At 68.7% G+C, this 24463-nt stretch carries 23 protein-coding genes; 8 read left to right on the top strand and 15 right to left on the bottom strand.

Annotated elements, in window-relative coordinates; genetic code table 11:
• Positions 1–32 precede the first annotated feature (32 nt).
• Positions 33–911 carry a LysR family transcriptional regulator gene (locus AC1RAD_RS03990; protein WP_492733999.1) on the bottom strand — a complete coding sequence of 293 codons (879 nt, stop codon included), beginning with the start codon at positions 909–911 and terminating at the stop codon, positions 33–35.
• A gap of 143 nt (positions 912–1054) precedes the next feature.
• On the opposite strand from AC1RAD_RS03990, the gene AC1RAD_RS03985 reads away from it, so the two are divergent.
• Complete coding sequence (locus tag AC1RAD_RS03985) at positions 1055–2029, top strand: DMT family transporter (protein WP_390346572.1); 975 nt, start codon at positions 1055–1057, stop codon at positions 2027–2029.
• Positions 2030–2032: 3 nt separating this feature from the next.
• On the opposite strand, the gene AC1RAD_RS03980 is transcribed toward AC1RAD_RS03985, so the two are convergent.
• The 3 genes from AC1RAD_RS03980 to AC1RAD_RS03970 are packed head-to-tail and all read right to left on the bottom strand — an operon-like array spanning position 2033 to position 3598.
• On the bottom strand, positions 2033–2416 hold the full coding sequence (locus AC1RAD_RS03980; protein WP_095743667.1) for a PaaI family thioesterase: 384 nt from the start codon (positions 2414–2416) through the stop codon (positions 2033–2035).
• Positions 2417–2462: 46 nt separating this feature from the next.
• Positions 2463–2999 carry a GNAT family N-acetyltransferase gene (locus tag AC1RAD_RS03975; protein WP_492733998.1) on the bottom strand — a complete coding sequence of 179 codons (537 nt, stop codon included), beginning with the start codon at positions 2997–2999 and terminating at the stop codon, positions 2463–2465.
• On the bottom strand, positions 2996–3598 hold the full coding sequence (locus AC1RAD_RS03970; protein ID WP_369631294.1) for a helix-turn-helix domain-containing protein: 603 nt from the start codon (positions 3596–3598) through the stop codon (positions 2996–2998). Before AC1RAD_RS03970 ends, AC1RAD_RS03975 begins: the two co-directional genes overlap by 4 nt.
• A gap of 159 nt (positions 3599–3757) precedes the next feature.
• Between AC1RAD_RS03970 and putA the strand changes: the two genes are divergently transcribed.
• Positions 3758–7498, top strand: coding sequence for a trifunctional transcriptional regulator/proline dehydrogenase/L-glutamate gamma-semialdehyde dehydrogenase (gene putA / locus AC1RAD_RS03965; RefSeq protein WP_492733997.1), 3741 nt, complete (start codon positions 3758–3760; stop codon positions 7496–7498).
• A 6-nt stretch (positions 7499–7504) separates the two neighbouring features.
• Here the strand turns inward: putA and AC1RAD_RS03960 are convergent, their stop codons facing one another.
• The gene (locus AC1RAD_RS03960) at positions 7505–7897 is read right to left on the bottom strand and encodes a carboxymuconolactone decarboxylase family protein (RefSeq protein ID WP_062481171.1); all 393 of its coding nucleotides are present in this window, start codon (positions 7895–7897) and stop codon (positions 7505–7507) included.
• 166 nt (positions 7898–8063) lie between these two features.
• On the opposite strand from AC1RAD_RS03960, the gene AC1RAD_RS03955 reads away from it, so the two are divergent.
• Positions 8064–9533, top strand: coding sequence for a YadA family autotransporter adhesin (locus tag AC1RAD_RS03955; RefSeq protein WP_492733996.1), 1470 nt, complete (start codon positions 8064–8066; stop codon positions 9531–9533).
• Positions 9534–9586: 53 nt separating this feature from the next.
• Positions 9587–9994, top strand: coding sequence for an outer membrane protein assembly factor BamE (locus AC1RAD_RS03950; RefSeq protein WP_492733995.1), 408 nt, complete (start codon positions 9587–9589; stop codon positions 9992–9994).
• On the opposite strand, the gene AC1RAD_RS03945 is transcribed toward AC1RAD_RS03950, so the two are convergent.
• Positions 9995–10426, bottom strand: coding sequence for a YbaN family protein (locus AC1RAD_RS03945; protein ID WP_492733994.1), 432 nt, complete (start codon positions 10424–10426; stop codon positions 9995–9997). It abuts the gene before it with no gap.
• Positions 10427–10544: 118 nt separating this feature from the next.
• On the opposite strand from AC1RAD_RS03945, the gene AC1RAD_RS03940 reads away from it, so the two are divergent.
• The gene (locus AC1RAD_RS03940) at positions 10545–11057 is read left to right on the top strand and encodes a bacteriohemerythrin (RefSeq protein ID WP_492733993.1); all 513 of its coding nucleotides are present in this window, start codon (positions 10545–10547) and stop codon (positions 11055–11057) included.
• A gap of 9 nt (positions 11058–11066) precedes the next feature.
• Here the strand turns inward: AC1RAD_RS03940 and AC1RAD_RS03935 are convergent, their stop codons facing one another.
• From AC1RAD_RS03935 to AC1RAD_RS03915, 5 genes are all read right to left on the bottom strand, one after another.
• The gene (locus tag AC1RAD_RS03935; RefSeq protein WP_070060062.1) at positions 11067–12578 is read right to left on the bottom strand and encodes a tripartite tricarboxylate transporter permease; all 1512 of its coding nucleotides are present in this window, start codon (positions 12576–12578) and stop codon (positions 11067–11069) included.
• A 33-nt stretch (positions 12579–12611) separates the two neighbouring features.
• Positions 12612–13100 (bottom strand): tripartite tricarboxylate transporter TctB family protein, encoded by a 489-nt coding sequence (locus AC1RAD_RS03930; RefSeq protein ID WP_492733992.1) that lies wholly within the window; start codon positions 13098–13100, stop codon positions 12612–12614.
• Between the two features lie 139 nt (positions 13101–13239).
• Positions 13240–14613 carry a sensor histidine kinase gene (locus AC1RAD_RS03925; protein WP_492733991.1) on the bottom strand — a complete coding sequence of 458 codons (1374 nt, stop codon included), beginning with the start codon at positions 14611–14613 and terminating at the stop codon, positions 13240–13242.
• Entirely contained in the window at positions 14610–15293 is a 684-nt protein-coding gene (locus AC1RAD_RS03920; protein WP_492734545.1) for a response regulator transcription factor, read from the bottom strand. The genes AC1RAD_RS03925 and AC1RAD_RS03920 overlap by 4 nt, the downstream gene beginning before the upstream one ends.
• A gap of 234 nt (positions 15294–15527) precedes the next feature.
• Positions 15528–15914, bottom strand: a complete 387-nt coding sequence (locus tag AC1RAD_RS03915) for a hypothetical protein (RefSeq protein ID WP_492733990.1) — start codon at positions 15912–15914, stop codon at positions 15528–15530.
• Positions 15915–16229: 315 nt separating this feature from the next.
• Between AC1RAD_RS03915 and AC1RAD_RS03910 the strand changes: the two genes are divergently transcribed.
• Both AC1RAD_RS03910 and AC1RAD_RS03905 read left to right on the top strand, forming a co-directional pair.
• Positions 16230–16751 (top strand): hypothetical protein, encoded by a 522-nt coding sequence (locus AC1RAD_RS03910; RefSeq protein ID WP_095743658.1) that lies wholly within the window; start codon positions 16230–16232, stop codon positions 16749–16751.
• A 3-nt stretch (positions 16752–16754) separates the two neighbouring features.
• Positions 16755–17561, top strand: a complete 807-nt coding sequence (locus AC1RAD_RS03905) for a DUF1266 domain-containing protein (protein ID WP_492733989.1) — start codon at positions 16755–16757, stop codon at positions 17559–17561.
• A 245-nt stretch (positions 17562–17806) separates the two neighbouring features.
• Here AC1RAD_RS03905 and glmS read toward each other — a convergent pair whose 3' ends face one another.
• A complete protein-coding gene (gene glmS, locus AC1RAD_RS03900; RefSeq protein WP_070060065.1) occupies positions 17807–19687 on the bottom strand; it encodes a glutamine--fructose-6-phosphate transaminase (isomerizing) in 1881 nt (626 codons plus the stop codon).
• A 141-nt stretch (positions 19688–19828) separates the two neighbouring features.
• Between glmS and AC1RAD_RS03895 the strand changes: the two genes are divergently transcribed.
• On the top strand, positions 19829–20311 hold the full coding sequence (locus AC1RAD_RS03895) for an Lrp/AsnC family transcriptional regulator (RefSeq protein ID WP_139705322.1): 483 nt from the start codon (positions 19829–19831) through the stop codon (positions 20309–20311).
• A gap of 18 nt (positions 20312–20329) precedes the next feature.
• Here the strand turns inward: AC1RAD_RS03895 and otsA are convergent, their stop codons facing one another.
• The 3 genes from otsA to otsB are packed head-to-tail and all read right to left on the bottom strand — an operon-like array spanning position 20330 to position 24422.
• On the bottom strand, positions 20330–21715 hold the full coding sequence (gene otsA / locus AC1RAD_RS03890) for an alpha,alpha-trehalose-phosphate synthase (UDP-forming) (RefSeq protein WP_307583131.1): 1386 nt from the start codon (positions 21713–21715) through the stop codon (positions 20330–20332).
• Complete coding sequence (locus tag AC1RAD_RS03885; protein WP_492733988.1) at positions 21712–23634, bottom strand: glycoside hydrolase family 15 protein; 1923 nt, start codon at positions 23632–23634, stop codon at positions 21712–21714. The genes otsA and AC1RAD_RS03885 overlap by 4 nt, the downstream gene beginning before the upstream one ends.
• Entirely contained in the window at positions 23631–24422 is a 792-nt protein-coding gene (otsB, locus tag AC1RAD_RS03880; RefSeq protein ID WP_492733987.1) for a trehalose-phosphatase, read from the bottom strand. The genes AC1RAD_RS03885 and otsB overlap by 4 nt, the downstream gene beginning before the upstream one ends.
• Between the last annotated feature and the right edge of the window lie 41 nt (positions 24423–24463).

Raw genomic sequence — 24463 nt, 5'->3', positions numbered from 1 at the left:
ACTGCGGAAATCCGGGGCGCACCAGGTCCGGGTCAGGCCCAGGCGTCGAACACCGCGCCGCGCACGGCCTCGACCGCCGCCGAGCGCTGGCCGCCGGCCGGCGCGATCCAGCACAGCCACGAGTGTGAGCGCCAACCGTTCCAGACCACGAGCTCGCCCTGGCGCTCGCCCTGCTCGGCCTGGTCCAGCCGCATCAGGCCCGCGCCCATGCCGCTGGCGACCATGCTGCGGATGGCGCTCTCGCCGTCGGCGGTGACACCCTGGCGGTAGTCGCGCCCGGCCGAAGCGAAGAGCTTCTCGAGGTGCGCGCGCAGGATGCACGAGGGCGGCGTGCCGACCCAGGTCAGGTCGGTGAGCTGCGCGAGCGTGAGCTCGGGGTGCGTTTGCGCCACCGCCAGCGGCAGGCCCACGGCCAGGTCGACCGCGCCCAGGCGCCGCAGCTCGAAGCCTTCGAGCCGCTCGGCATCGCTGAGCACGTAGGCGCAGTCGAGTTCGCCGCGCTGCACGGCCGCCAGGGTTTCGTACGACAGCCCCTGCTTGAGCTGCAGCGTGACCTGCGGGTGCTGCTGCGCCAGCGTGACCAGCACGCTGCCCAGGCGCAGCGCCACCGGATCGACCACCGTGCCGAAGCGCACCACCCCCTGCGCCGCGCCGCGCAGCTGGTCGGCGGCCGACTGCATGCGCATGGCCGAGGCCAGGGTGCGCTCGGCCTCTTCGAGCAGGCGCCGGCCGGCCGCGGTGGGCGACATGCCGCGCGGCGTGCGCTCGAACAAGCGCACGCCGAGTTCGTCTTCGAGCGCCTTGAGCTGCGCGCTGGCGGCCGGGGCGCTGGTGAACACGCGTTCGGCGGCGCGGGTCAGGTTGCCCTCCTTCGCGATGGCGACGAAGGTCTTCAGTTGGTACAGCTCCATGACCGCGGATTGTGAGCGCGTGCGGCGCGGTCGTCCGTTCGCTTTTTCGGAAGCCCTTGTCCAAAGAAACGAATGGCCTTCGCGGCGGCCCGTCCCCATCCTTCAGGCCACGCGCTCCCTCTTTTTTCTTGAAAGGCCTTCCCGTGTCCTCCCCTTCCTCACGCCTGCCGGGCATCGCGGCCCTGCTCTTCGCCACCGCCAGCTGGGGCAGCCTGTTCCTCGTCGGCAAGGGCGTGCTGCAGCACGTGGCGCCGGTGTGGCTCACGCTCATCCGCTACACCCTGTCGGCGCTGGTGTTCGCCGCGCTGCTGGGCCTGCGCGGCAGCGGCGGCTGGCACAAGCTGCGACAGCATGCGGTGCCGCTGGCGCTGCACGGCTTTGCGGGCTTCGGCGTGTTCAGCATCCTGCTGTTCGTCGGGCTCTCGCACTCGGTGCCTTCGCACGGCGCGGTGCTGATCGCCACCACGCCGATCACCACGCAGCTGCTGCGCTGGTGGCTCGACGGCGTGCGCCCGACGCGCACCACCTTGCTGACCGCCGCGCTGGCGCTGGCCGGCGTGGCCACGGTGGCCGGGCTGCTGTCGCCCGGTGGCGCAGGCCTGTCGCACGACACGCTGCTCGGCGACGCCATCGCCTTCGTCGGCACGCTGGGCTGGGTCGTCTACACGCGCGGCGCGGCGCGCTTCCCGACGCTGGACACGGTCGACTACACCGCGCTCACGGTGCTGGCTTCGTGGCCGCTGCTGCTGGCCGTGGCGGTGGGCATGACCGCGCTGGGCGCATCGCCCGCGCCCGACGCGCAGGGGCTGCGGCTGTCGTGGCAGGTGCTGCTGTACGTGGGGCTGGTGCCGTCGGCGCTCGCGGTGCTGGCCTTCAACCACGGCGTGCGCGCGCTCGGTGCGGTCACGGGCACGGCCTTCCTGAACTTCGTGCCGGTGTCGGCGCTGCTGATGGGCGTGGCGCTGGGCAAGCCGCCCGCGACGCACGAGATCGTCGGCGTGGCGATGGTGGTGGTGGCGCTGCTGCTGCATGTGGCAGCAGCGAAGCGGGCGGCGACGCCTGTGGCCCCGGTCCGCGTGCCGGCGCCAGGCCAGCGCACCTGCGGCGTCACGCCATGAACATCAGCCCTCGGCGCGGCTGCGCCGGAAGATCGCGTAGTTGCCGTTCGCCATCCCCACGAGCACCTCGCCCACGTACAGCCGCGACTCCAGGTTGGCGACGGTGCGCCCGCGGTTGAGCAGCGTGGTCCTGCAGACGACCTGGCCTTCGAACACGGGCTTGAAGTAGTTCATCTTGATCTCGATGGTGGCGCAGATCTCGCCCGCCTCGAGCGTGGGGTACAGCGCCGTGCCCATGCCCGTGTCAGCCAGCGCATACAGCACGGCGCCGTGCACCACCTCGTGCGGGTTCAGGTGCTGCGGCGCGACCACCAGCGTCATGGTGCTGGCGCCGGCGGTGGCTTGCTCGCAGTGCAGGTCGATCAGTTCGGCGAAGGGGTGTTTCATGGCGACGGGAAATGAAAGGACCGGCCGACTGTAGACCGCACGGCCGTCAGTCGCCGAGCGCGCGATAGAAGTAGGTGGTGCCGCACGGCGTGCCGTCGGGCAGCAGCGCATAGCCGGGGATGGTGCCCACGCGCAGCCAGCCGCAGCGGGTGTACAGCCGCTCGGCCTCGGGGCTGGAGGTGTCGAGCACCAGCAGGGTCTTGCCGTGGTCGCGTGCGCGCTGTTCGGCGCCCTTCATCAGCAGCGCGCCGAGGCCGTGGCGGCGCGCGCGGCGGTGCACCAGCATCTTCGCGACCTCGCCGCGGTGCGGCTGGTTCTCGGGCTGCGCCAGCACCAGCTGCACGGTGCCGACGATGCCGGCGTCGTCCTCGGCCACGAGCAGCTCGCGCTCGCCGCGCGCCACGCCGTCGGCCACGTGGCGCCAGAATGCCCGCGCGCGTTCGGGCGTGAGCGGCTGCATGAAGCTCACCGAGGCGCCGCCATCGACGCAGTCGATGAGCACGTCGGCCAGGGCGTTCATCTCGGCCTCGGTGACGGAAGAAAGGGCGCGCAGGCGCGGGGTGGTGGCAGCAGTTATGGTCATTTCCGGTTGGCGTGAGAAGGCGCGCTGGTGATGACGACCGCGTAGCGCGCCGTCTCGCGGGTGGGGTTGAAGTAGCTCGTCGGCTGGTCGAGCACGAGCGCGAGGCAGTCGCCCGCTTCGAGCCGGTGTTGCTGGTCGCCGACCGCGAGTTCGATGCAGCCTTCGAGCACCCACACCTGCTGGTGGATGCGCGGCTCGCGCGCGCCGGTTTCGTAGGCCACGCGCGCGCCGGGCGGAAACAGCACCTCGACGATCTGGATCGGCGAGGCGTCGCCGCCGGCCGAGACGTTGCGGCGCAGGTAGCCCGAATGCGGATCGCGCCATTCGAGCTGGTCGGCGCGGCGCGACACCGGGCTGGCGGCCGGCGCGTCGGACTCGAACAGCGAGGCCAGCGGCACGCCCAGGCCGGTCGCGAGTTTTTCGAGCAGCACGGCTGTCGGACTGCTCTCGCCGCGCTCGATCAGAGAGATCATGGAGCGGCTGACGCCGCAGTGCGTGGCCAGGGCGTCGAGCGAGAGATCGCGCGCGGCGCGCAGGGCGCGCACACGCTGGGCGATGCGGTCGTTGAGGCTGGGGGTCGAAGCCGATTCTTCTTTCATATTGGATGAAATATCCAATGAAATAGAAACTCAGTCAACCCCGGGCTGAAAGCTGGCCGTCTCGGACGTAGAGACTTGCTCGTCGAAGTGACTGTTCTTTGGAGAAATATTCATGCCGATCGCTGAAATCATCCAACACATCACCACCACCGACGCACCATGAGCGCCAACGATCCCGCCCCCCTGCCCTCGACGTTTGCCACCTTCGCCGACGGCCCCGCCGCGCCTTCCGCGCTGCGCGCCCGCATCACCGCCGCCTGCCGCCCGCCCGAATCGGAGGCACTGCAGCCGCTGCTCACGCAGGCCCGGCTGCCGGCCGACCAGGCCGCCGAAGCCCACGCCCTGGCCCATCGCATCGCCCACCAGCTGCGCCAGCGCAAAAATGGCGGCGGCCGCTCGGGCCTGGTGCAGGGCCTGCTGCAGGAGTACGCGCTGTCGTCGCAGGAAGGCGTGGCGCTGATGTGCCTGGCCGAGGCGCTGCTGCGCATTCCCGACGCCGACACGCGCGACGCGCTCATCCGCGACAAGATCGCGCAGGGCCAGTGGCAGGCGCACGCGGGGCACAGCCCGTCGGTGTTCGTCAACGCCGCCACCTGGGGCCTGCTGCTCACGGGCAGGCTGGTGGCCACGCACAGCGAGACGGGCCTGTCGGCCACGCTCACGCGGCTGATCGGCAAGGGCGGCGAGCCGCTGATCCGCAAGGGCGTGGACATGGCGATGCGCATGATGGGCGAGCAGTTCGTCACCGGCGAAACCATCGCCCAGGCGCTGGCGCATGCGCGCACGCTGGAGGCGCAGGGCTTTCGCTATTCGTACGACATGCTCGGCGAGGCCGCGCTCACGGCCGACGACGCGCGCCGCTACCGCGCGGCCTACGAAGACGCGATCCACGCCATCGGCCGCGCCTCGAACGGGCGCGGTGTGTACGGCGGGCCGGGCATCTCGATCAAGCTGTCGGCGCTGCACCCGCGCTACAGCCGCGCGCAGTACACGCGCGTGATGGCCGAGCTGTACCCGGTGCTGCGCGACCTGGCGCTGCTGGCGCTGCACTACGACATCGGCCTGAACATCGACGCGGAAGAAGCCGACCGGCTCGAGCTCTCGCTCGACCTGCTGGAGCGCCTGTGCTTCGAGCCCGCGCTGGCGGGCTGGCAGGGCATCGGCTTCGTGGTGCAGGGTTACCAGAAGCGCTGCCCCTTCGTGATCGACTGGGTGATCGACCTCGCGCGCCGCAGCGGCCACCGGCTCATGGTGCGCCTGGTGAAGGGCGCCTACTGGGACAGCGAGATCAAGCGCGCGCAGCTCGACGGTCTCGCGGGCTACCCGGTCTACACGCGCAAGGCCTACACCGACGTGTCGTACCTCGCGTGCGCGCGCCGCCTGCTCGACGCGCCCGACGCGGTCTACCCACAGTTCGCCACGCACAACGCCCACACGCTGGCCGCGATCTACACGATGGCCGACCCGTCGCGCTACACGCCGGGCCAGTACGAGTTCCAGTGCCTGCACGGCATGGGCGAGCCGCTGTACGAGCAGGTGGTGGGCCCGCTCGGACGGCCCTGCCGCATCTACGCGCCGGTGGGCACGCACGAGACGCTGCTGGCCTACCTGGTGAGGCGGCTGCTGGAGAACGGCGCCAACACCTCGTTCGTGAACCGCATCGCCGATGCGTCGATCCCGCTCGACACGCTGGTGGAAGACCCGGTCGCGACCGTCGAGCGCATGGCCGCGCAGGAAGGCGCGATGGGCCTGCCGCACGCGGCCATTCCGCTGCCGGCCGCGCTCTACGGTGCGCAGCGCGCGAACTCGCAGGGCCTGGACCTCGCGAGCGAAGCCGCGCTGCATGCGCTCGCCGCCACGCTGCAGGCCAGCGCGAGCGAGCCGTGGCGAGCGACGCCGATGCTCGCCGCGCCACGCGCAGGAAACGAAGCCAGTCGCACCTGGGCCGAGGTGCGCAACCCCGCCGACCGCCGAGACCTCGTCGGCCAGGTGCAGGACGCGGTGCCGGGCGACGTGGCCTCGGCCCTTGCGCAGGCCGAAGCCGTCGCCACCACATGGGCCGCCACGCCGCCCGCCGAACGCGCCGCCGCGCTCGAGCGTGCCGCCGCATCGCTCGAAGCGCAGCAGCCGCGCCTGCTCGGCCTGTTGATGCGCGAGGCCGGCAAGAGCGGCGCCAACGCCATCGCCGAGGTGCGCGAGGCGGTCGACTTCCTGCGCTACTACGCGGCGCAGGCGCGCACCGACTTCGCCAACGCCACGCACCGCCCGCTCGGGCCGGTGGTGTGCATCAGCCCGTGGAATTTTCCGCTGGCGATCTTCACCGGCCAGGTGGCCGCGGCGCTCGCGGCCGGCAACCCGGTGCTGGCCAAGCCGGCCGAGCAGACGCCGCTGGTCGCCGCCGAGGCGGTGCGCGTGCTGTGGGAGGCCGGCGTGCCGCGCGCAGCGGTGCAGCTGCTGCCGGGGCGCGGCGAGACCGTCGGCGCCGCGCTGGTGGGCGACGCGCGCGTGCAGGGCGTGATGTTCACGGGCTCGACCGAGGTCGCGCGCCTGCTGCAGAAGACGTTGTCGGCGCGGCTCGGCGCGCGCGGCGCGCCGGTGCCGCTGATCGCCGAGACCGGCGGGCAGAACGCGATGATCGTCGACTCGTCCGCGCTCGTGGAGCAGGTGGTGGCCGACGTGATGGCCTCGGCCTTCGACAGCGCCGGCCAGCGCTGCTCGGCGCTGCGCGTGCTGTGCGTGCAGGAAGAAGCGGCCGACCGCCTCGTGGCGATGCTGCAGGGCGCGATGGCCGAGAGCTGCATCGGCAACCCCGCGCGGCTCGCGGTGGACGTGGGCCCGGTCATCGACGACGAGGCGCGCGACGGCATCGAGCGCCACATCGCCGGCATGCGCGGGCGCGGCCGGCGCGTGTTCCGCCAGGGCCGCGAGTTCGGCCACGACACGCGCCACGGCACCTTCGTGCTGCCCACGCTGGTCGAGCTGGAGCACCTGGGCGAGCTGCAGCGCGAGGTGTTCGGCCCCGTGCTGCACCTGCTGCGCTACCGCCGCCGCGACCTGGGCGCGCTCATCGGCCAGATCAACGGCAGCGGCTACGGCCTCACGCTGGGCGTGCACACGCGCATCGACGAGACCATCGCGCAGGTGGTGGCGCAGGCGCAGGCGGGCAACGTCTACGTGAACCGCAACATGGTCGGCGCCGTGGTGGGCGTGCAGCCCTTCGGCGGCGAAGGGCTGTCGGGCACCGGGCCGAAGGCCGGCGGGCCGCTGTACATGGCGCGCCTGCTGTCGGCGCGGCCCGACGACGTGCTGGCGCGCGCCGTTGCGGACGACGTACCCGTCTCACCATCGGCCGGCCTCGCGGCGCTCGAAGGCTGGGCGCGCGACACGGGCCGCAACGCGCTGGCCGCGCAGTGCCGCCGCTTCGCAGGCCTGGCGCACGTGGGCCGCGCACGCACGCTGGCCGGCCCGACCGGCGAGCGCAACGTCTACACGCTGCAGCCGCGCGAGGCCGTGCTGTGCCTCGCCGATGCGGAAGCCGACCGGCTCGTGCAGCTGGCGGCCGTGCTGTCGGTCGGCAGCACCGCCATCTGGCCCGCCGATGCGCCCGGCGCACACGCGCTGCTGGCCGCATTGCCCGACGAGGCGCGCCACGCGGTCGTGCTCGCCAACGACTGGCGCGCACCCACCGTGGTGTTCGATGCCGTGCTGCACCACGGCGACGCCAGCCACCTTGCCAGCGTGCTGCAGCAGGTGGCGGCGCGGCCCGGCCCCATCGTCGGCGTGCGCGGCTTCGCGCCGGGCGACACCGGCATCCCGCTCGAGAGCCTGGTGCTGGAGCGCGCGCTGAGTGTCAACACGGCCGCGGCCGGCGGCAATGCGAGCCTGATGACGATCGGTTGAGCGGGCTTACTTGTCGAACGCCGGGTCGATCGGCACGCGGTAGCCGTTCACCAGCCGGTTCGTCTCGTTCGCCATGCCGACCACGGCCATCAGCTCGGCGAACATGGCCGGCGTCATGCCGGCCTTCTCCGCGCCCGCGTGGTGGCTCGCGATGCAGTAGCCGCAATTGTTGGTGACGCTCACCGCCAGATAGATCATTTCCTTCACCACCGGGTCGAGCGCGCCCGGCGCCATCACCTCCTTGAGGCTGGCCCAGGTGCGCTTCAGCGTGGCCGGGTCGTTGGCCAGGTACTTCCAGAAATTGTTGACGTCGGGCACGTTGCGAGACGCCTTGATGTCGTCGAACACCGCGCGGACCTCGTCGGAAGCGGCGGCGTGCTCGATGGGCTGGGGTTTCATGGGGGCTCCTGAAGTGTGAATGCGCGATGGAAAGCAACATTTGCTTTCGGTACCTTCACATTTATTGTGAATTAGGTCCTAGGTTCACGCGCCCTGCGGTTCATACAGTCGAAGCGTCACACATCAAGCGCGCCATCAGGCGCCATCTCAGGGAGAAGAGAGAACCATGGAACACGTCACACAGCACGTGGGGGGCGGTGCGCGCGCCGCATTCGTCTGCAAGAAGAAGACCCGAGGCATCGCGGGCGCCGTGCTCGCACTGGCCGCCGGCCTCGCAGGCCCGTCGGCCTGGGCCGATGTGAGCCTGGGCGGCACCAGCTACACCACCGGCTCGGGCGCGGTCTGCAGTTCGGGCGGCGCCGGTCCCACGTGGGCCTGCCAGGTGCCCAACGGCAGCGGCGGCTTCGCGCTCATCACCGGCGTGCCGACCGATCCCGTGAACGGCGGCCCCGATGCTGCGGCCTTGCAAGGCATGGTGAGCGGCAACCTCGGCGGCGACGCACTGTTGCTCGGCGGCACGGCTGCCAAGGCCACCGGCTTCGGCAGCGTGGCGGCGGGCTCCGACGCACGCGCCACCGAAACCTACGCCACCGCCATCGGCTCCACCACCGTGGCCGCGGGCGTCAGCAGCACGGCCGTGGGCAACGTGGCCCAGGCCTTCGGCACCAACGCCACCGCCATCGGCGCCAACAGCACGGCCGTGGCCACCAGCAGCGTCGCAGTGGGCGACCGCGCCACCGCGAGCGACATCAATTCGACCGCGCTCGGCGCCAACACGCAGGCACGCAAGAAGAGCAGCCTGGCGGCCGGCGACAAGGCGATCGCCGACGGCATCAACGCCGCCGCGCTCGGCGCGAACACGCAGGCGCTGGCCGACAGCGCCGTGGCCGTGGGCGACCGCGCCACCGCGGGTGCCGAGTCGGCCGTGGCCGTGGGCCGCCAGAGCACCGCATCGGCCGCGTCCGCCGTGGCCATCGGCACGGGCGCGACGGCGAGCGCCATCAACGGCGTGGCGCTGGGCGCCGGCGCTACAGCCGACCGCGCGGGCATGAACGGCCAGCAAGAGCGCTTCTCGAACTTCGCCGTGGGCTCCACGCAGGGCGCGGTCTCGGTCGGCAGCGCGGGCGGCGAGCGGCAGATCACGAACGTGGCGGGCGGCACGCAGGCGACCGACGCGGTCAACGTGCGCCAGCTGCAGGCCGTGCAGGCCGGCGCGGTCAACTACGTGACCAACGTCGATGGCAGCGTGAACCACAACCAGATCGTGCTGGGCAACGGACAGGCGCCCAACGGCACCACCGTGTCCAACGTGGCGCCCGGCGTGGCCGGCACCGACGCCGTCAACGTCAACCAGCTGAACGCCCAGGGCGCGCAGTGGCGCGACGCCATCCGCGTGAACCAGCGCGACGCCAACGCCGGCACCGCCGGTGCGATGGCCATGGCCGGCATGCCGCAGGCCTACATGCCGGGCAAGAACATGATCGCGGCCGGCATCGCCGGCTACGAGGGGCAGAGCGCGCTCGCGGTCGGCTTCTCGAGCATCTCGGACAACGGCAAGTGGGTGATGAAGTTCACCGGCTCGGCCAACTCGCGCGGCAAGGTCGGCGTCTCGGCCGGCGCGGGCTACCAGTGGTGAGCCGCATGAACCCCAGAACCGCCATCGCTCCAGGCCCCACGCATTCCTCCTTCATGACACGCACCTCTTTTCTGCCCACCGCCGCGCTGCTGGCCTTGCTCACGCTCGCCGGCTGCACCTCGTACGTGAGCCGCGGCATCGACAGCGACGGCAAGGCCACCGAACTCGTCTGGCCCGGCGCCGACCAGCAGCAGACCTGGCAGACCGAAGGCAGCTTTCCGAACCGCGAGAACCTGCGCGCCATCGGCCCCGGCGCCACCAAGGACCAGCTGTACGCGCTCATCGGCCGCCCGCACTTCGACGAAGGCATGGCCGCCGTGCGCGAGTGGGACTACGTCTTTCACTTCCGCTCGGGCGGCGGTGCGACGAGCTGCCGCTACAAGGTGATCTTCGACGCGGCCTACAAGGCGCGCAGCTTCCACTGGAACCCGGCGATCTGCGCCGAGCTGGCCAAGGGCTGATCAGCCGCCCTGCGGCGGCTCCGGCCGCCGCCACAGCCACGCCAGCACGACCGCCATCGAGCCGGTGGCGACGCCTGCGAGCCACGGCTTGTGCGCGGTCAACACGATGACGACCGCGCAGAACGCCATCGCCGCAGTGGCGCTCCACTTGGCGCGCCGGCTCACGGTGCGGCCGTTCTCCCAGTTGCGCAGCAGCGGCCCGAAGAGCCGGTGGTTCAGCAACCACCGGTGCAGCCGCGGCGAACTGCGCGCCGCGGCCCACGCGGCCATCAGCACGAAGACCGTGGTCGGCATGCCCGGCGCGACCACGCCGATGGCGGCCAGCACCAGGCACAGCGCGGCAAAGACCATCAGCAGCCAGCGCACGACCAGCGGCAACGGCCGGGGCTCCACGACAGCGGGCGGGTTCTGGGGGTCTTCGGCGGGGGTCACGGGCCGATTGTCTTTCTTTCTCTTTCACCGCACCGACGCGCTTGATTCAGATCAACCGCGCGCCGCTTTCGGCTGCCGATACTGGACTTTTACATCCACCTGCAAAGTTCTGAAGACCATGGCCCACCTTGTATGGAAGACCGAGCTCAATACGGGGATCCATGAGATCGACACGCAGCACCAGCGCATCGTGCAGTACATCAATGCGCTGGACGATGCCCGCCGCACGAACGACCGCAAGGTCGTGGGCCGGATCATCGAAGAGATCATCGACTACACCGCCTCGCACTTCGCGTTCGAGGAGGCCATGATCGAGGACGCGGGCTACCCCTTCACGGGTCCGCACCGAAAGGTGCACGAGATCTTCGTGCGCCGCGTCACCGAGTTCCGCGCGCGCTTCGAGCACGGCGAAGAGGTGCTGGCCGAGCTGCACGACATGCTCTCGCGCTGGCTGTTCAACCACATCCGCCATGAGGACGGCGCGTACGTGCCGACCGTGAAGGCCCATCTGCACACCACGGATTCGTCAGCGGAAGTGCTGGTCCACGCGCAGGTGCGCAAGGCGGTGCAGCAAGGCGGCGCCGCGGGGCAGGTCAAGATGGGGTGGATGCGGCGCTTGTTCGGCGGGTGACGCGCCGCATCACTCCTCGACGAAGGCTTCTTCGCGCTTGGCCTTCACCGAAGGCAGCAGCACCACGATGAGCAGCAGCGCCGCCGCGGCCAGCAGCCCCGCCGACAGCGGGCGCATGACGAACACGCTCCAGTCGCCGCGCGACAGCAGCAGCGCGCGGCGCAGGTTCTCTTCCATCATCGGCCCGAGGATGAAGCCCAGCAGCAGCGGCGCGGGCTCGCACTTGAGCTTGAGGAACAGGTAGCCCACGATGCCGAAGATCGCGACCATCCACACGTCGAAGGTGTTGTTGTTCTCCGAGTACACGCCCACCGCGCAGAACAACACGATCGACGGGAAGAGCCACTTGTAGGGAATGGTCAGCAGCTTGATCCAGATGCCGATCATCGGCAGGTTCAGCACGATGAGCATCAGGTTGCCGATCCACATCGAGGCGATCAGGCCCCAGAAGAGTTCCGGGTTGCTGGTCATCACCTGCGGGCCCGGCTGGATGTTGTGGATGGTCATCGCACCGACCATCAGCGCCATCACGGCATTGGGCGGAATGCCCAGCGTCAGCAGCGGAATGAACGAGGTCTGCGCGCCGGCGTTGTTGGCCGACTCCGGCCCCGCCACGCCGCGGATGTTGCCCTTGCCGAAGGGCACCTCGCCCTGCTTGAGCTTGATGCGCTTCTCGATGGTGTAGGCTGCGAAGGCCGACAGCAGCGCGCCGCCACCCGGCAGGATGCCCAGGGCAGAACCCAGCGCGGTGCCGCGCAGCACGGCAGGCGTCATGCGCCGGAAGTCTTCCTTGGTGGGCCACAGGCCCTTGACCTTGGCGGTGAACACCTCGCGCTCGTGCTCGGGCACGGCGAGGTTGGCAATGATCTCGCCGTAGCCGAACACGCCCATCGCGATCGCGATGAAGCCGATGCCGTCGGTGAGTTCGGGAATGTCGAAGCTGTAGCGCGCCACGCCCGAGTTCACGTCGGTGCCCACGAGGCCCAGCGCCAGCCCGAGCAGGATCATCGTGATGGCCTTGAGCAGCGAACCCGAGGCCAGCACCACGGCGCCGATCAGGCCCAGGATCATCAGCGAGAAGTATTCGGCGGGGCCGAACTTGAAGGCCAGCTCGGTCAGCGGCGGCGCGAAGGCCGCAAGAATGAGCGTGCCGACGCAACCTGCGAAGAACGAGCCCAGGCCCGCCGCGGCGAGCGCCGGCCCGGCCCTCCCCTTGCGCGCCATCTGGTAGCCGTCGATCACGGTCACCACCGACGACGATTCACCCGGCAGGTTGACCAGAATGGCGGTGGTCGAGCCGCCGTACTGCGCGCCGTAATAGATACCGGCCAGCATGATCAGCGCCGACACGGGCGGCAGCGCGTAGGTGGCGGGCAGCAGCATCGCGATGGTGGCCACGGGGCCGATGCCGGGGAGCACGCCGATCAGCGTGCCCAGCAGGCAGCCGACAAAAGCATAGACAAGGTTCTGCGCGGTGAAGGCCACGCCGAAGCCGATCGAGAGGTTGGTAATCAGGTCCATTGTTCTCTTGGATTTCTTGTTGTTCTGCGCGGGTCAGCCGGCGATGAAGGTGGGCCACACCTGGAACTGCAGCTTCAGCGCCACCACGAAGGCCAGGTAGCTGCCGAGCGCAAGCACGGTCGCCAGCAGGGTCACGCCCTTCCAGCCGAAGCTGTCGCCCGCCAGGCTCGCGATGAAGGTCAGCGCATAGATCGCGACGATGAGCCCCATCGACGGCAGGCCGATGCTCGGCAGCCCGCCGAGCAGCACGCCGAAGATCAGGTTGGCGCCGATGATGAACAGCAGCGGCTTCCATGCGATGCGGCCCACCGGTTCGCCGTCGGCGGTCTCGACCGTGAGGGCCTTGAACGTGATCAGCACGCCCATGCACGCGATGAGGATGCCCACGATGAGCGGAAAGTAGCCGGGGCCCATGCGGGCGCCGGTGCCCACGTTGTAGGTCGTGGCGCCCCATGCGAAGGCCACGCCGAAGGCGCTGAAAAGCACGCCCGAGCAGAAGTCTCTCTGACTCTTGATTCTCACCGTTGATGTCTCCTGGAACTGCGTTGATCGGCACAGGATGTGCGTCAGCGATCCTAGGAATTCAGCGCGGCGGTGTGTATGAACAAAGCATTGCCATTCGGCAATGTTCGAGGCGCAAGAAGGCGGGAAAAGGTGTCGCTCAGGCGTCCGTCGTCGGCAGGTCGATGCAGGCGCGCAGGCCCGGTCGGGCATCGCCGAACTGCAGGCGACCGCCGTGCAGCGCGACCACCGCCTGCACGCTCGCGAGCCCCAGGCCGTGGCCCGGCGTGCTGTGGTCCAGCCGATGGAAACGCACGCCCAGGCGCTCGTACTCGGCGCTCGGAATGCCGGGGCCGTCGTCCTGCACGAACAGCTGCGCACGCCCGTCGACCGTGTGCGTGCCGATGCGCACGGTGGCGCCGGCCCCGCCGTACTTCAGCGCGTTGTCGAGCAGGTTGGCCGCCGCGCCCGCGAGCAGGTCGCGGTCACCGAGCGCGATGGCACGGTCGGCGGGCTCGCGCAGCAGCGTGATGCCCCGCATCTCGGCCACCGCCTCGTACAGCTCGGCCACGTCGTCGGCGATGACGTGCAGCGCCACCGGCGCGAACTGCTGGCGCCGCGCACCGGCCTCGACCTCGGCGATCTGCAGCAGCTTCTCGAACATCACCGCCAGCTCCTCGAGCTCGCGGATGGCGGTGGCGACGGGCTCGCGCTGCGGATGGTGGGCGTCGCCGAGGCCCGCCTCCACCGCACGCAGGCGCACCAGCACGCGCGTGAGCGGCGTGCGCAGGTCGTGCGCGATGGTGTTCGACACGTGGCGCACGCCGTCCATCAGCGACTGGATGCGGTCGAGCATCGCGTTGATGTCGCCCTCCAGCAGCGCGAACTCGTCCTCCTGGCCCGAAGGCGCCACGCGCTCCTGCAGCTCGCCCGCCGCGATGCGCGCGGCCGTGCGCCGCACCGCGCCCACGCTGCGCTCCAGCTCCTGGCGGAAGACGAAGGTGCCGCCGATGAGCAGCAGCACCGCCACGATGCCCGCCGCCGCGCTGGCGCTGGCCACCAATGATTCGATCGACTCCTGGTCGCGCAGGTCGTGCCCCACCACGAGCATGCCGCCGTCGGGCAGCGGGCGCATCACGAGGTAGGCGATGACGGTCTGGCCCGCGCGCACCACGCGGCGGTGCACGCCGTCGCCCGCATCGGGTGCCAGTGAGGGCATCTGGTCGAGGTTGCCCGCGCGCTTGTTTCCGTCGCGGTCGGTGAGCAGGTAGATCTCGTTGTCGGAGTTGCGGCCGTCGGAGAGCGCATGGGCGATCTCGCCCGCCACGCCTTCGGCGCCGCGCGCTTCGTAGCGCACCACCAGCTGCTGCACGCTGGCGGCCACCTGCCGCACCATGCGCTGCTGCAGCACACCCACGGTCTGCATGTAGACGATGGCCAGTGCGGCGAGCATGGTGATGGCCACGAGCAGGCCGTAGTAGAAGGCCAGGCGGAAGCCGACCGAGCGCCACAGCTGGCGCAGGGCCCGGGTCATTGCGGCGCGGCCAGCGTGTAGCCCACGCCGCGCACGGTGTGGATCAGCGTCGGCGCGCCGCCCGCATCGAGCTTGCCGCGCAGGCGGCTCACCTGCACGTCGATCACGTTGGTCTGCGGATCGAACTGGTAGTCCCACACGGCCTCGAGCAGCATGGTGCGCGTGACCACCTGGCCCGGATGCATCATGAGATAGGCCAGCAGCCTGAACTCGCGCGGCTGCAGCGCGATCGGCCGGCCGCCGCGCTCCACATGGCGACGCGCCAGGTCGAGCGTGAGGTCGGCCAGCTGCAGCGTGCGGATCTCGGGCCCGCTGCGCGAGCGCCGCACCAGCGCCTCGGCGCGCGCCGCGAGTTCGGAAAAGGCGAAGGGCTTGGCCAGGTAGTCGTCGCCGCCGGCCTTGAGCCCGCGCACGCGCTCGTCGAGCGCGCTCAATGCGCTGAGCACCAGCACCGGCGTCTTCTTGCCGAGCGCGCGCATCGTGGTGAGGATCGACAGGCCGTCCACGTCGTTGGGCAGCATGCGGTCGAGGATGACGAGGTCCCACGTCTCGCCCGTGGCGCGCGCGAACGCATCCACGCCGTCGCGGCTGATCACCGCCACATGGCCGAGCGAACGGAAGCCTTCGGCGATGTAGCGCGCGTTGTCGGCATCGTCCTCGACGATGAGGCAGTTCCAGATGACGGTGGGGCCGAGCACGTCAGTCGGTGCGGCCACGGCAAGAAATACCCATGGATGGCGGTGCGGTTGTGCTCACGTTGCGCCCCCTGGGATGCGGGGGCCTGCAACGCAAATGCTAGCCCAGGTGGAAGCGGGAAAGGCCTGCGCTTCATTACCGTTTGTCCATGAAGCCGCGTGGTCGCGTGGTCGCATGTGCGATGAGCTGACCTGACCCCATCCAGTCGAAGACCACACTCACTCTCCGTTCACCAGAGACACCCCGTCCGCCGGCTTGCGCATCCATTTCGCAACGTCCACGCCCAACCCGTGAATCACTGCATCCATGGCGCTGCATTCGGTCGTCTCCGCCGTGATATCAGCGTACGGGGTGTGCACTTGGCGCAGGGCCTTGAATTGCGCAGGGGGCAGTCCCGGTCGTTCAAGCACCGCATGGATGACCACGATCGTGGGGCCGCCAGCGCTGACGGTCACGATGTCCATGATGTCGATCTTCAGCACAAGGGCGGCCTCCCTGCCGGGACCCGGCACAGGGCGCACAACCTCATACCGCGCCTTCAACTGATCTTGCACGGCCTGACGCAGCGGGTCCGGCACACCGCACGCGTCATCGGCTTCGGACATCTGGCGGCCCTGGTCATGTCCGTACGCGACGGGCGGCAGCACCACCGTGGTGGAGGCAGCAGGCGCGGGTCGCGTTCGCTCGGGCGGCTGGGAATCGTGTGAACCGCAAGCAGCCAGAAGTGCGCTTGCCGCCATCGCGATGCACGTGTTGCGCACGAAGGCAGGCGAAGCCTCTGCAGGCGCATTGGAGGTACAGCAGGCCGGCGGCACCAAGACGCGATTTGTTACATTAGTCCGGGGGTTGGAGGAATTTTGCAGGACCGACTACCTACCGGGCGATCGCCCGGCCAAATCAACTATAAGGAAAAATTCTACATGCACACCATCAATTACAAGATGGAGTACTCGATTCTCGAGTACGTTTTCGGCCTGATTGGCCCGGCAATTATCATTGCCGCCATTTTTTATCCGATTGCCGATCTGAAAATAGGCACCCTTCGGCTTCACCTGCCGACCGGCGTGGCCAATGGCGTTCTCATGTTGATCGGGGCTTATGTCACGTATCTTACGGTGGGAACACTTTTCAAGAAACGCGCAGCCAACAGCCAGGGCGCCAGCATTGTTCTTGATGAAAAGGGCATGTCTTTCACGACCGTCAAGAAATTCTCGGGCGTACTGACCACCGTGGGCTATGACGCCATCAATCAAGTCACCATCACGGACATCCCGGAAACCTCCACATCGAGTGCGGAGAAAACAATAGAAATCAGCACGCCGTCGATGGCACCCAAGAAGCACGAGTTCGATGCCATTCACATGGTGAAGGATTCAGACTTTGAAGTTCTTGTGAATGCGCTCAAGCATCGCGCCGTCAATGCCACCTTCAAGCAAATCTGACCCATGGGTTTCTTGAAGAAGTTGTTCCAGATAGTTTCTGGCAAAAAATACAGAAACTGCCCCGATGGGGCCGCAGCGGATCCGGCGGCGCAGCGCGCACTTCAAGCGGGGCTCATCAACTCCGAACAGATCATGGCGTATTGCGACAGCTACGCAACGGGGCTGTCTGACGAAACTCTCTCCGAGGGACTTGGCTCGCACTGGGGCATACGCTCGCCCCAGGAGGCTGCTGAAACCCTGGCGTCACTCGGTCGCCATGGCCATCGCTTTTTTTACGACATTGTTTTTCGTATTTACAGCAATGGTGCTTCAGGAGAGGAGCGCCAGGAGGTTCTCGAGGCCTTGATCGCCAGTGGGCGCTACGGTTCCCCGGAAACGGTGCGCGAGCAGATTGCTGCGCAGGGGCCGAGTGAGGAAAAAGACCTCGTTTTCTCGGCTTTGGCGCAGGCGATGGAGATGCTGGAGAATCTGCGATCCGTTTTTCGTCTTCTCGAAGACAAAGTCAATGGCTCGTACCTTCCCAAGGATTACAGCGCCGGCATCCTTGCCTGGGATCTGGGCCGCCTCGTCACGGTTGCGAGAATGTCATTGGACTGCAAATACATCGAGCAGGCTGAATTCGATCGAATTCTTTCGCATGCAGACAAAGAATTGCGCTCGAATTTTTCGTCCTGGCCGCAGTTTGCAAAGAGCTACATCATCGGTCGGGCCAGCTGGGCGGGTCAGAATATGACGCTGGGCGGAATCATCGGTATTGCCGAAGATCTCATGACCGATGAGCGGAGCCCTTGGGTGCTGTCGCCTCTGTGAGTCGCATTCGACGACAGCGCTGGAAAAGATCCAGCTCGTCGGATCACTCCCTGTTGATTTCCGTGGACGCTTGATCCACCTTTCCATCGCGAACTGACCGGCCGCAATGTCTTTCGGCCGTTGTTCGCATGGAGGACTGGATTACTCGTAAACGGAAATCAACAAATTCAAAGTATTTACGACGCTGTTTGCGCGTTCAAGACTTTATTTGGCGAGATCGTCAGGATCGCGTCGCCCACGCACGCTCACTCCACCGTCACGCTTTTAGCGAGGTTGCGCGGCTTGTCGACATCGGTCCCGCGCGCACACGCCGTGTGATACGCCAGCAGCTGCAGCGGCACCACGTGCAGCAGCGGTGACAACGCGCCGTAGTGCTCGGGCATGCGGATCACGTGCAGGCCTTCGCCGCTGGCGATCTGCGTGTCGCCGTCGGCCAGCACGTAGAGCACGCCGCCGCGGGCGCGCACTTCCTGCAGGTTGCTCTTGAGCTTTTCGAGCAGGGCGTCGTTCGGCGCCACGGCCACCACGGGCATCTCGCTCGTGACGAGCGCGAGCGGGCCGTGCTTGAGTTCGCCGGCGGCGTACGCCTCGGCGTGGATGTAGGTCACTTCCTTGAGCTTGAGCGCGCCTTCGAGCGCGATCGGGTAGTGCAGGCCGCGGCCCAGGAACAGGGCGTTGTCCTTGCGCGCGAAGTCTTCGGCCCAGCCGATGATCTGCGGCTCGAGCGCGAGCACCGACTGCAGCGCGACGGGCAGGTGGCGCATTTCCTTCAGGTAGCGCGCTTCGTCGAGCGCACTCAGGCGGTCCTTGGACTGCGCGATGGCCAGCGTGAGCAGGAACAGGCCCGCGAGCTGGGTGGTGAAGGCCTTGGTCGAGGCCACGCCGATTTCGACGCCGGCGCGCGTGATGTAGGCCAGCTTGCACTCGCGCACCATGGCGCTGGTGGCGACGTTGCAGATGGTCAGCGTCTGCTCCATGCCCAGCGAGCGCGCGTGCTTGAGCGCGGCCAGCGTGTCGGCAGTTTCGCCCGACTGGCTGATGGTGACGACCAGCGTCTTGGGGTCGGGCACGGAGTCGCGGTAGCGGTACTCGCTGGCGATCTCGACCTGGGTGGAGATCTTCGCGATGCTCTCGAGCCAGTACTTGGCGGTGCAGCCGCTGTAGTAGCTGGTGCCGCAGGCCAGGATGAGGATCTTGTCGATGTCCTGGAACACGCGGTGCGCGCTCGCGCCGGTGGCGCCGTCCTGGCCGATGCCGTCGAACAGCTCGGGCACGATGCCCTCGACGCCTTCGAGCGTGTCGCCGATGGCGCGCGGCTGCTCGAAGATTTCCTTCTGCATGTAGTGGCGGTACGGGCCCAGCTCGGCCGCGCCGCTGTGGGCGTGCACGGTGCGCACGGTGCGGGTGACGGGCTTGTGGTTCTTGTCGACGATCCAGTACTTGCCGGGCTGCAGGTCGACCACGTCGCCTTCTTCGAGGTACACGATCTGGTCGGTCACGCCGGCCAGCGCCATCGCGTCGCTGGCCAGGAAGTTCTCGGTGCCGTCCTTGCCGGCGCCCAGGATCAGCGGCGAGCCGGCGCGCGCGCCGATCACGCGCTGCGGTTCGTCGCGGCAGATGACGGCGATGGCGTAGGCGCCGTGCAGCTGCAGCACGGCGGCCTTGACGGCCTCGAACAGGTCGCCGTTGTAGAGGCTGTCGACGAGGTGGGCGATGACCTCGGTGTCGGTCTGGCTCTCGAACACGTAGCCCTTGGCCTCGAGCGCGGCGCGCAGCGGTTCGTGGTTCTCGATGATGCCGTTGTGCACGAGCGCGATGCGGCCCGGGCGCGCGGCGGGCGCGTCGGCGCCGACGCCGTGGCTGAAGTGGGGGTGGGCGTTGTGCACGGCCGGTGCGCCGTGGGTGGCCCAGCGCGTGTGGGCGATGCCGGTGAGGCCTTCGACCTTGTCGTCGCGCACCTGCGTCAGCAGGTCGGCCACGCGCGAGGTGGTGCGTGCGCGGCTCAGGCCGCCGGCATGCACCGCGACGCCGCAGGAGTCATAGCCGCGGTATTCGAGCCGCTGAAGGCCCTGGACCAGGACCGGAACGATGTCGCGATGGGAGGCTGCGCCGACGATGCCGCACATGGGGTGTACCTTGTCTTGAAGAACAGAAGGGCTCGATGGTAGGGAGCCCTTCGAGAAATATGGCGTCTAAATTTCCATAGTTTTGGATTTTTATTTCACTCAAACCTGCAGATGGAGTTTTATTCCATAATTTCAATCCATATGGAATCAATCTCTCTCGACGCCATCGACCTCAAGCTGCTCGACGCGCTCCAGAACGACGCCTCGCAGACCAACCAGCGCCTGGCCGCCGAGGTGGGCATCTCGCCGCCGACCTGCCTGCGCCGCGTGCAGCGGCTGCGCCAGGAAGGGCTCATCGAGCGCCAGGTCGCCCTGCTCTCGCCCGACCGCCTCGCCACGGTGCTGGGCCACGGCCTGCAGGCGGTGGTGGAGATTTCGCTCGACCGGCAGGACGCCGCCGCGCTCGACGCCTTCGAGGCCCGCGTGATCGCGGACGACGCCGTGCAGCAGTGCTGGCGCGTGTCGCCGGGGCCCGATTTCGTGTTGGTGGTGGTGGCGCGCGACATGCCCGGCTACGGCGCGCTGACGCAGCGGCTGTTCACGGCCGACGCCAACGTGCGCAACGTGAAGGCGTTCTTCAGCCTCAAGCGCGCGAAGTTCGGGGCCCGCGTGCCGCTGGGCTGACGCGGGTTCCCGACCCGATCAGCGCTCGCTCGCCGCCTCGCGCAGCGCTTCGAGGAAGGTGCGCCGCCACCAGTGGATGTCCTGTGCCCGGATGCGCGACAGCAGCTTCTGGTGCCGCTCGCGCCGCTCTTCCAGCGGCATCTGCAGCGCCTGCTGCACCGTCTCGGCGGTGCCGTGCGTGTCGTACGGATTCACCAGCAGCGCTTCCTTCAGCTGCTCGGCCGCGCCAGCGAAGCGCGACAGCACCAGCACGCCGGGGTCGGCCGGGTCCTGCGCCGCGATGTATTCCTTGGCCACGAGGTTCATGCCGTCGCGCAGCGGCGTCACCAGCCCCACGGCCGCCGCGCGGCACAGGCCGGGCACGCGGCGCCGCGCCACCATGCGGTGGATGTAGCGCACCGGCATCCAGTCGAGCTCGCCGTAGTCGCCGTTGATGGCGCCGCACAGCGACTCGAGCTCCTTGCGGATGTCGGCGTAGGCATCGACCGTCTCGCGCGTGGGCGAGGCGATCTGGATCAGCGTGGCGCTGCGGCGGTTCTCGGGGTAGTTGGCCAGCAGCTCGCGGAACGAGCGCACGCGCTGGGGGATGCCCTTCGAATAGTCGAGCCGGTCGATGCCCAGCAGCAGCCGGCGGCTCGAGTACTCGCGCTTCATGGTCTCGTACATGTCGCGCGATTCCTTGGCGTGCGTGAGCGCCGCGAACTCGTCCACGTCGATGCCGATGGGGAAAGCGTTGCAGCGCACCGTCTGCCCGTAGGCGCGGTACATGTCGTTGCCCAGGTATTCGCCATGGGCCTCGTTGCGCACGTAGTGCTCGAAGTGCTGCACGTCCTGCTGCGCCTGGAAGCCGATCAGGTCGTACGAGAACAGCGAGCGCATCAGCCACTCGTGCTGCGGAATGGCCGCGATGATGATCTGCGGCGGCAGCGGAATGTGCAGGAAGAAGCCGATGCGCTGCTTGCAACCCATGGCGCGCAGCTCGGCGGCCAGCGGCATCAGGTGGTAGTCGTGGATCCAGATGATGTCGTCGTCCTTCAGCAGCGGCATCAGCTTGCGCGCGAACAGCTGGTTCACGCGCCGGTAGCCGCCGATGAAGCCGGCATCGAAATGCGCCAGGTCCAGGCGGTTGTGGAACACCGGCCACAGCACGTCGTTGCTGTAGCCCAGGTAGTAGCTGTCATGGTCGTCGCGGCTCAGGTCGAGCGTGGCCAGCGTCACCTTGCCGGCCTGCTGCTTGTGCATCTCGCCTTCGCCCGTGGGGCCGCCTTCGACGATCTGCCCGCTCCAGCCGAACCACAGGCCGCCGCTTTGCTGCAGGCTCTCACCCAGGGCCACGGCCAGGCCGCCGGCGGCGGGCTTGCGCGGGTCGGCCACGCGGTTCGAAACAACGACGAGACGACTCATATGCACGAATCCCAGGGAGCGGACAGGCGCACGGCCGCATTGATGATGCCGACCATCGAATAGGTCTGCGGAAAGTTGCCCCACATCTCGCCCGTGACCGGGTGCGTGTCTTCCGACAGCAGGCCCAGCGGGTTGCGCGCGGCGAGCATGGTCTCGAAGATCTGCCGCGCCTCGGCCTTGCGGCCGATCTTGGCCAGCGCGTCGATGCGCCAGAAGGTGCAGATGTTGAAGGCGGTCTCGGGCTTGCCGAAATCGTCGGCCGCTTCGTAGCGGCGCATGTAGGGGCCGTCGCACAGCGACTTTTCCATGGCGTCGACGGTCGAGATGAAGCGCGGGTCGCGCGCGTCGATCAGGCCCACCTCGACCATCAGCAGGATGCTCGCGTCGAGCTCGTGCCCGCCGAAGCTTTCGGCAAAGGCCTGGCGCTCTTCGCACCACGACTTGGCAAGAATCTCTTCCTTCATGCGTGCCGCATGGCCGTGCCAGTACGCGGCGCGTTCGGGCAGCTCCAGCGTGCGCGCGATCTTGGCGAGCCGGTCGCAGGCGGCCCAACTCATGAGCGCCGAGCTGGTGTGCACGCGGGCGCGCGTGCGCAGCTCCCACATGCCGGCGTCGGGCGTGCCGTACACGCGCACCGCCTGCTCGCCCACGGCCTCCAGGTGCGGAAACTCCGCCACGCCCGCGCGGCTCAGCAGCCGGTGGTCATGAAAAGCCTGCGCCGCGCCGAGCACGATGTTGCCGTACACGTCGTGCTGGAAGTGCTCCTGCGCCTGGTTGCCCACGCGCACCGGACCCATGCCGCGGTAGCCGGGCAGGCCCTCGACGAAGGACTCGGGCAATTCGCGTTCGAGGCCGATGCCGTACAGCGGCTGGATGTGCTCGCCGTGCGAGCCGATCACCACGTTGCCGAGCCAGCGCAGGTAGTCTTCCATCGTGCCCACTTCGCTCAGCGAGTTGAGCGCGCGCACCACGAAGAAGGCGTCGCGCAGCCAGCAGTAGCGGTAGTCCCAGTTGCGCTGGCTGCCCGGCGCCTCGGGGATACTGGTGGTCATGGCGGCCACGATGGCGCCGGTGTCCTCGTACAGCGAGAGCTTGAGCGTGATGGCCGCGCGGATCACCGCGTCCTGGTACTCGAAGGGAATGGCCAGGCGCTTGCTCCAGGTGCGCCAATAGGCGATGGTTTCCTGCTCGAACTTGCGCGCGGTGTCGGCGATGCCTTCGAGCAGCGTCTCGTCCACGCCGAACATGAAGTTGTACTCGCGCGAGATCACGAAAGGCTGGCGCGACAGGATGTGCGAGATCGACGCGTCGGTGTTCAGCCGCAAGGTCACGTCGGGCCCGACATAGCGGATGTGGTTGCTGCCGCGCGTGACCTCGGTCGGCGCCGAGGCGCCCCACTGGAAGCGCGGGTCGAGCGCCACGCGGATGCGCGGCGCGCCGGCAATGGGGCGCACGCGGCGCACCATCATGAGCGGACGGAAGTAGCGCGAGCGGCTGTGAAAGCGCGGCGCGAAGTCGGTGATCTCGATGCCCTGCCCCGCGCTGTCGAACAGCTGCGTGCGCAGCACGGCGGTGTTGGGCTCGTACCACTGCTTGCTGGAGGCGAAGTCCTCGATCTCGATGGCCCAGGCGCCGGCCTCCTCGCCGGGGTGCAGCAGCGCGTTGAAGACCGGGTCGCCGTCAAAGCGCGGCAGGCAGCACCAGACGGCGCGGGCGCGCGCATCGACGAGCGCGCTGTAGGCGCAGTTGCCGATCACGCCGACATTGAGCGAGGGCTCGGCCGGCGGCGCGAAGCCGCGCGGCGGGGCTGCTGCCACCTTCGCGGCGTCGACGGGCGCCTGGTCGTCGGGGCCCGCCGCGCCGGCCAGGGCGTTGCCCGCGCGGTCCTCCGGAGCCTTCGGCAGTTGTTGTTCGCTCATGCGGGGCTCCTCGGTGGTGTCTGGGGATGGTCGGGTGCGGCCAGCAGGTCACGCGCCTGCACCAGCCATTCGTACACCGCGCGCGGCGATTCGAGCCGGTGCAGCGCCAGGCTCGGCCCGGCGCCGACCTTGATCGCGACGCCGCCGCGCGGCTGCACGACGGCGAAGCCGCTCTCGTCGGTGGTGTCGTCGCCCGCGAAGACCGGCGTGCGGCCCGCGAAAGGCGCTTCGGTCATGAAGGCTTCGATCGCGAGGCCCTTGTTGACGCCCGAAGGCTTGACCTCGAACACGAACTTGCCGTGCATGAGCTCGAGCTGCGGACGGCCTTCGATGGCGCGCGCCATCGCGTCGCGGCACACGGCCTCCAGCTGCGGCGCGAGCCGGTAGTGCAGCGCGATGGCGCCGTGCTTGCGCTCGACCAGCAGGCCTTCGTGGATGCGCGCGAGTTCGTTGGCCACGTCCAGGATCGGGACGAGGTCGGGCGGGCGCTGCTCCTGCATGCCGCCTTTGGCATCGCGGCGCTGCACGCCGTGCTCGCCGGCCGCGGGCAGCCGCAGCGGCGCGAGAAAGCGGTCGATGGCATCGATCTGGCGCCCCGACACCACGGCGAGCGCGCCACCGAGCAGGTCGCGCAGGTCGCTCAGCAGGGGCACGAGGGCGGGCGGCACCTCGATGGCTTCCGGCGTGGCGGCGAGGCCGACCAGCGTGCCGTCGAAGTCGAGAAAAAGGGCGGCGTCCCGGCCCGGCGGAGGTGGCAACTGCACGTTGCTGCTGGAGGACTTTGGCATTGGGAAAAACCATAGCACGGCTCGCACGCGGCGCGTGTCGG

The sequence above is a fragment of the Variovorax sp. GW823-FHT04B03 genome, from assembly GCF_058796495.1.
This window is presented reverse-complemented; position numbering and strand designations above follow the sequence as displayed.

Bases quoted from the DNA above. Each gene is read 5' to 3' on its own strand.
- AC1RAD_RS03990 (WP_492733999.1), bottom strand. From the start codon at position 911: ATGGAGCTGTACCAACTGAAGACCTTCGTCGCCATCGCGAAGGAGGGC.
- AC1RAD_RS03980 (WP_095743667.1), bottom strand. From the start codon at position 2,416: ATGAAACACCCCTTCGCCGAACTGATCGACCTGCACTGCGAGCAAGCC.
- AC1RAD_RS03975 (WP_492733998.1), bottom strand. From the start codon at position 2,999: ATGACCATAACTGCTGCCACCACCCCGCGCCTGCGCGCCCTTTCTTCC.
- AC1RAD_RS03970 (WP_369631294.1), bottom strand. From the start codon at position 3,598: ATGAAAGAAGAATCGGCTTCGACCCCCAGCCTCAACGACCGCATCGCC.
- putA (WP_492733997.1), top strand. From the start codon at position 3,758: ATGAGCGCCAACGATCCCGCCCCCCTGCCCTCGACGTTTGCCACCTTC.
- AC1RAD_RS03960 (WP_062481171.1), bottom strand. From the start codon at position 7,897: ATGAAACCCCAGCCCATCGAGCACGCCGCCGCTTCCGACGAGGTCCGC.
- AC1RAD_RS03955 (WP_492733996.1), top strand. From the start codon at position 8,064: ATGGAACACGTCACACAGCACGTGGGGGGCGGTGCGCGCGCCGCATTC.
- AC1RAD_RS03950 (WP_492733995.1), top strand. From the start codon at position 9,587: ATGACACGCACCTCTTTTCTGCCCACCGCCGCGCTGCTGGCCTTGCTC.
- AC1RAD_RS03940 (WP_492733993.1), top strand. From the start codon at position 10,545: ATGGCCCACCTTGTATGGAAGACCGAGCTCAATACGGGGATCCATGAG.
- AC1RAD_RS03935 (WP_070060062.1), bottom strand. From the start codon at position 12,578: ATGGACCTGATTACCAACCTCTCGATCGGCTTCGGCGTGGCCTTCACC.
- AC1RAD_RS03925 (WP_492733991.1), bottom strand. From the start codon at position 14,613: ATGACCCGGGCCCTGCGCCAGCTGTGGCGCTCGGTCGGCTTCCGCCTG.
- AC1RAD_RS03915 (WP_492733990.1), bottom strand. From the start codon at position 15,914: ATGTCCGAAGCCGATGACGCGTGCGGTGTGCCGGACCCGCTGCGTCAG.
- AC1RAD_RS03910 (WP_095743658.1), top strand. From the start codon at position 16,230: ATGCACACCATCAATTACAAGATGGAGTACTCGATTCTCGAGTACGTT.
- AC1RAD_RS03905 (WP_492733989.1), top strand. From the start codon at position 16,755: ATGGGTTTCTTGAAGAAGTTGTTCCAGATAGTTTCTGGCAAAAAATAC.
- glmS (WP_070060065.1), bottom strand. From the start codon at position 19,687: ATGTGCGGCATCGTCGGCGCAGCCTCCCATCGCGACATCGTTCCGGTC.
- AC1RAD_RS03895 (WP_139705322.1), top strand. From the start codon at position 19,829: ATGGAATCAATCTCTCTCGACGCCATCGACCTCAAGCTGCTCGACGCG.
- otsA (WP_307583131.1), bottom strand. From the start codon at position 21,715: ATGAGTCGTCTCGTCGTTGTTTCGAACCGCGTGGCCGACCCGCGCAAG.
- AC1RAD_RS03885 (WP_492733988.1), bottom strand. From the start codon at position 23,634: ATGAGCGAACAACAACTGCCGAAGGCTCCGGAGGACCGCGCGGGCAAC.
- otsB (WP_492733987.1), bottom strand. From the start codon at position 24,422: ATGCCAAAGTCCTCCAGCAGCAACGTGCAGTTGCCACCTCCGCCGGGC.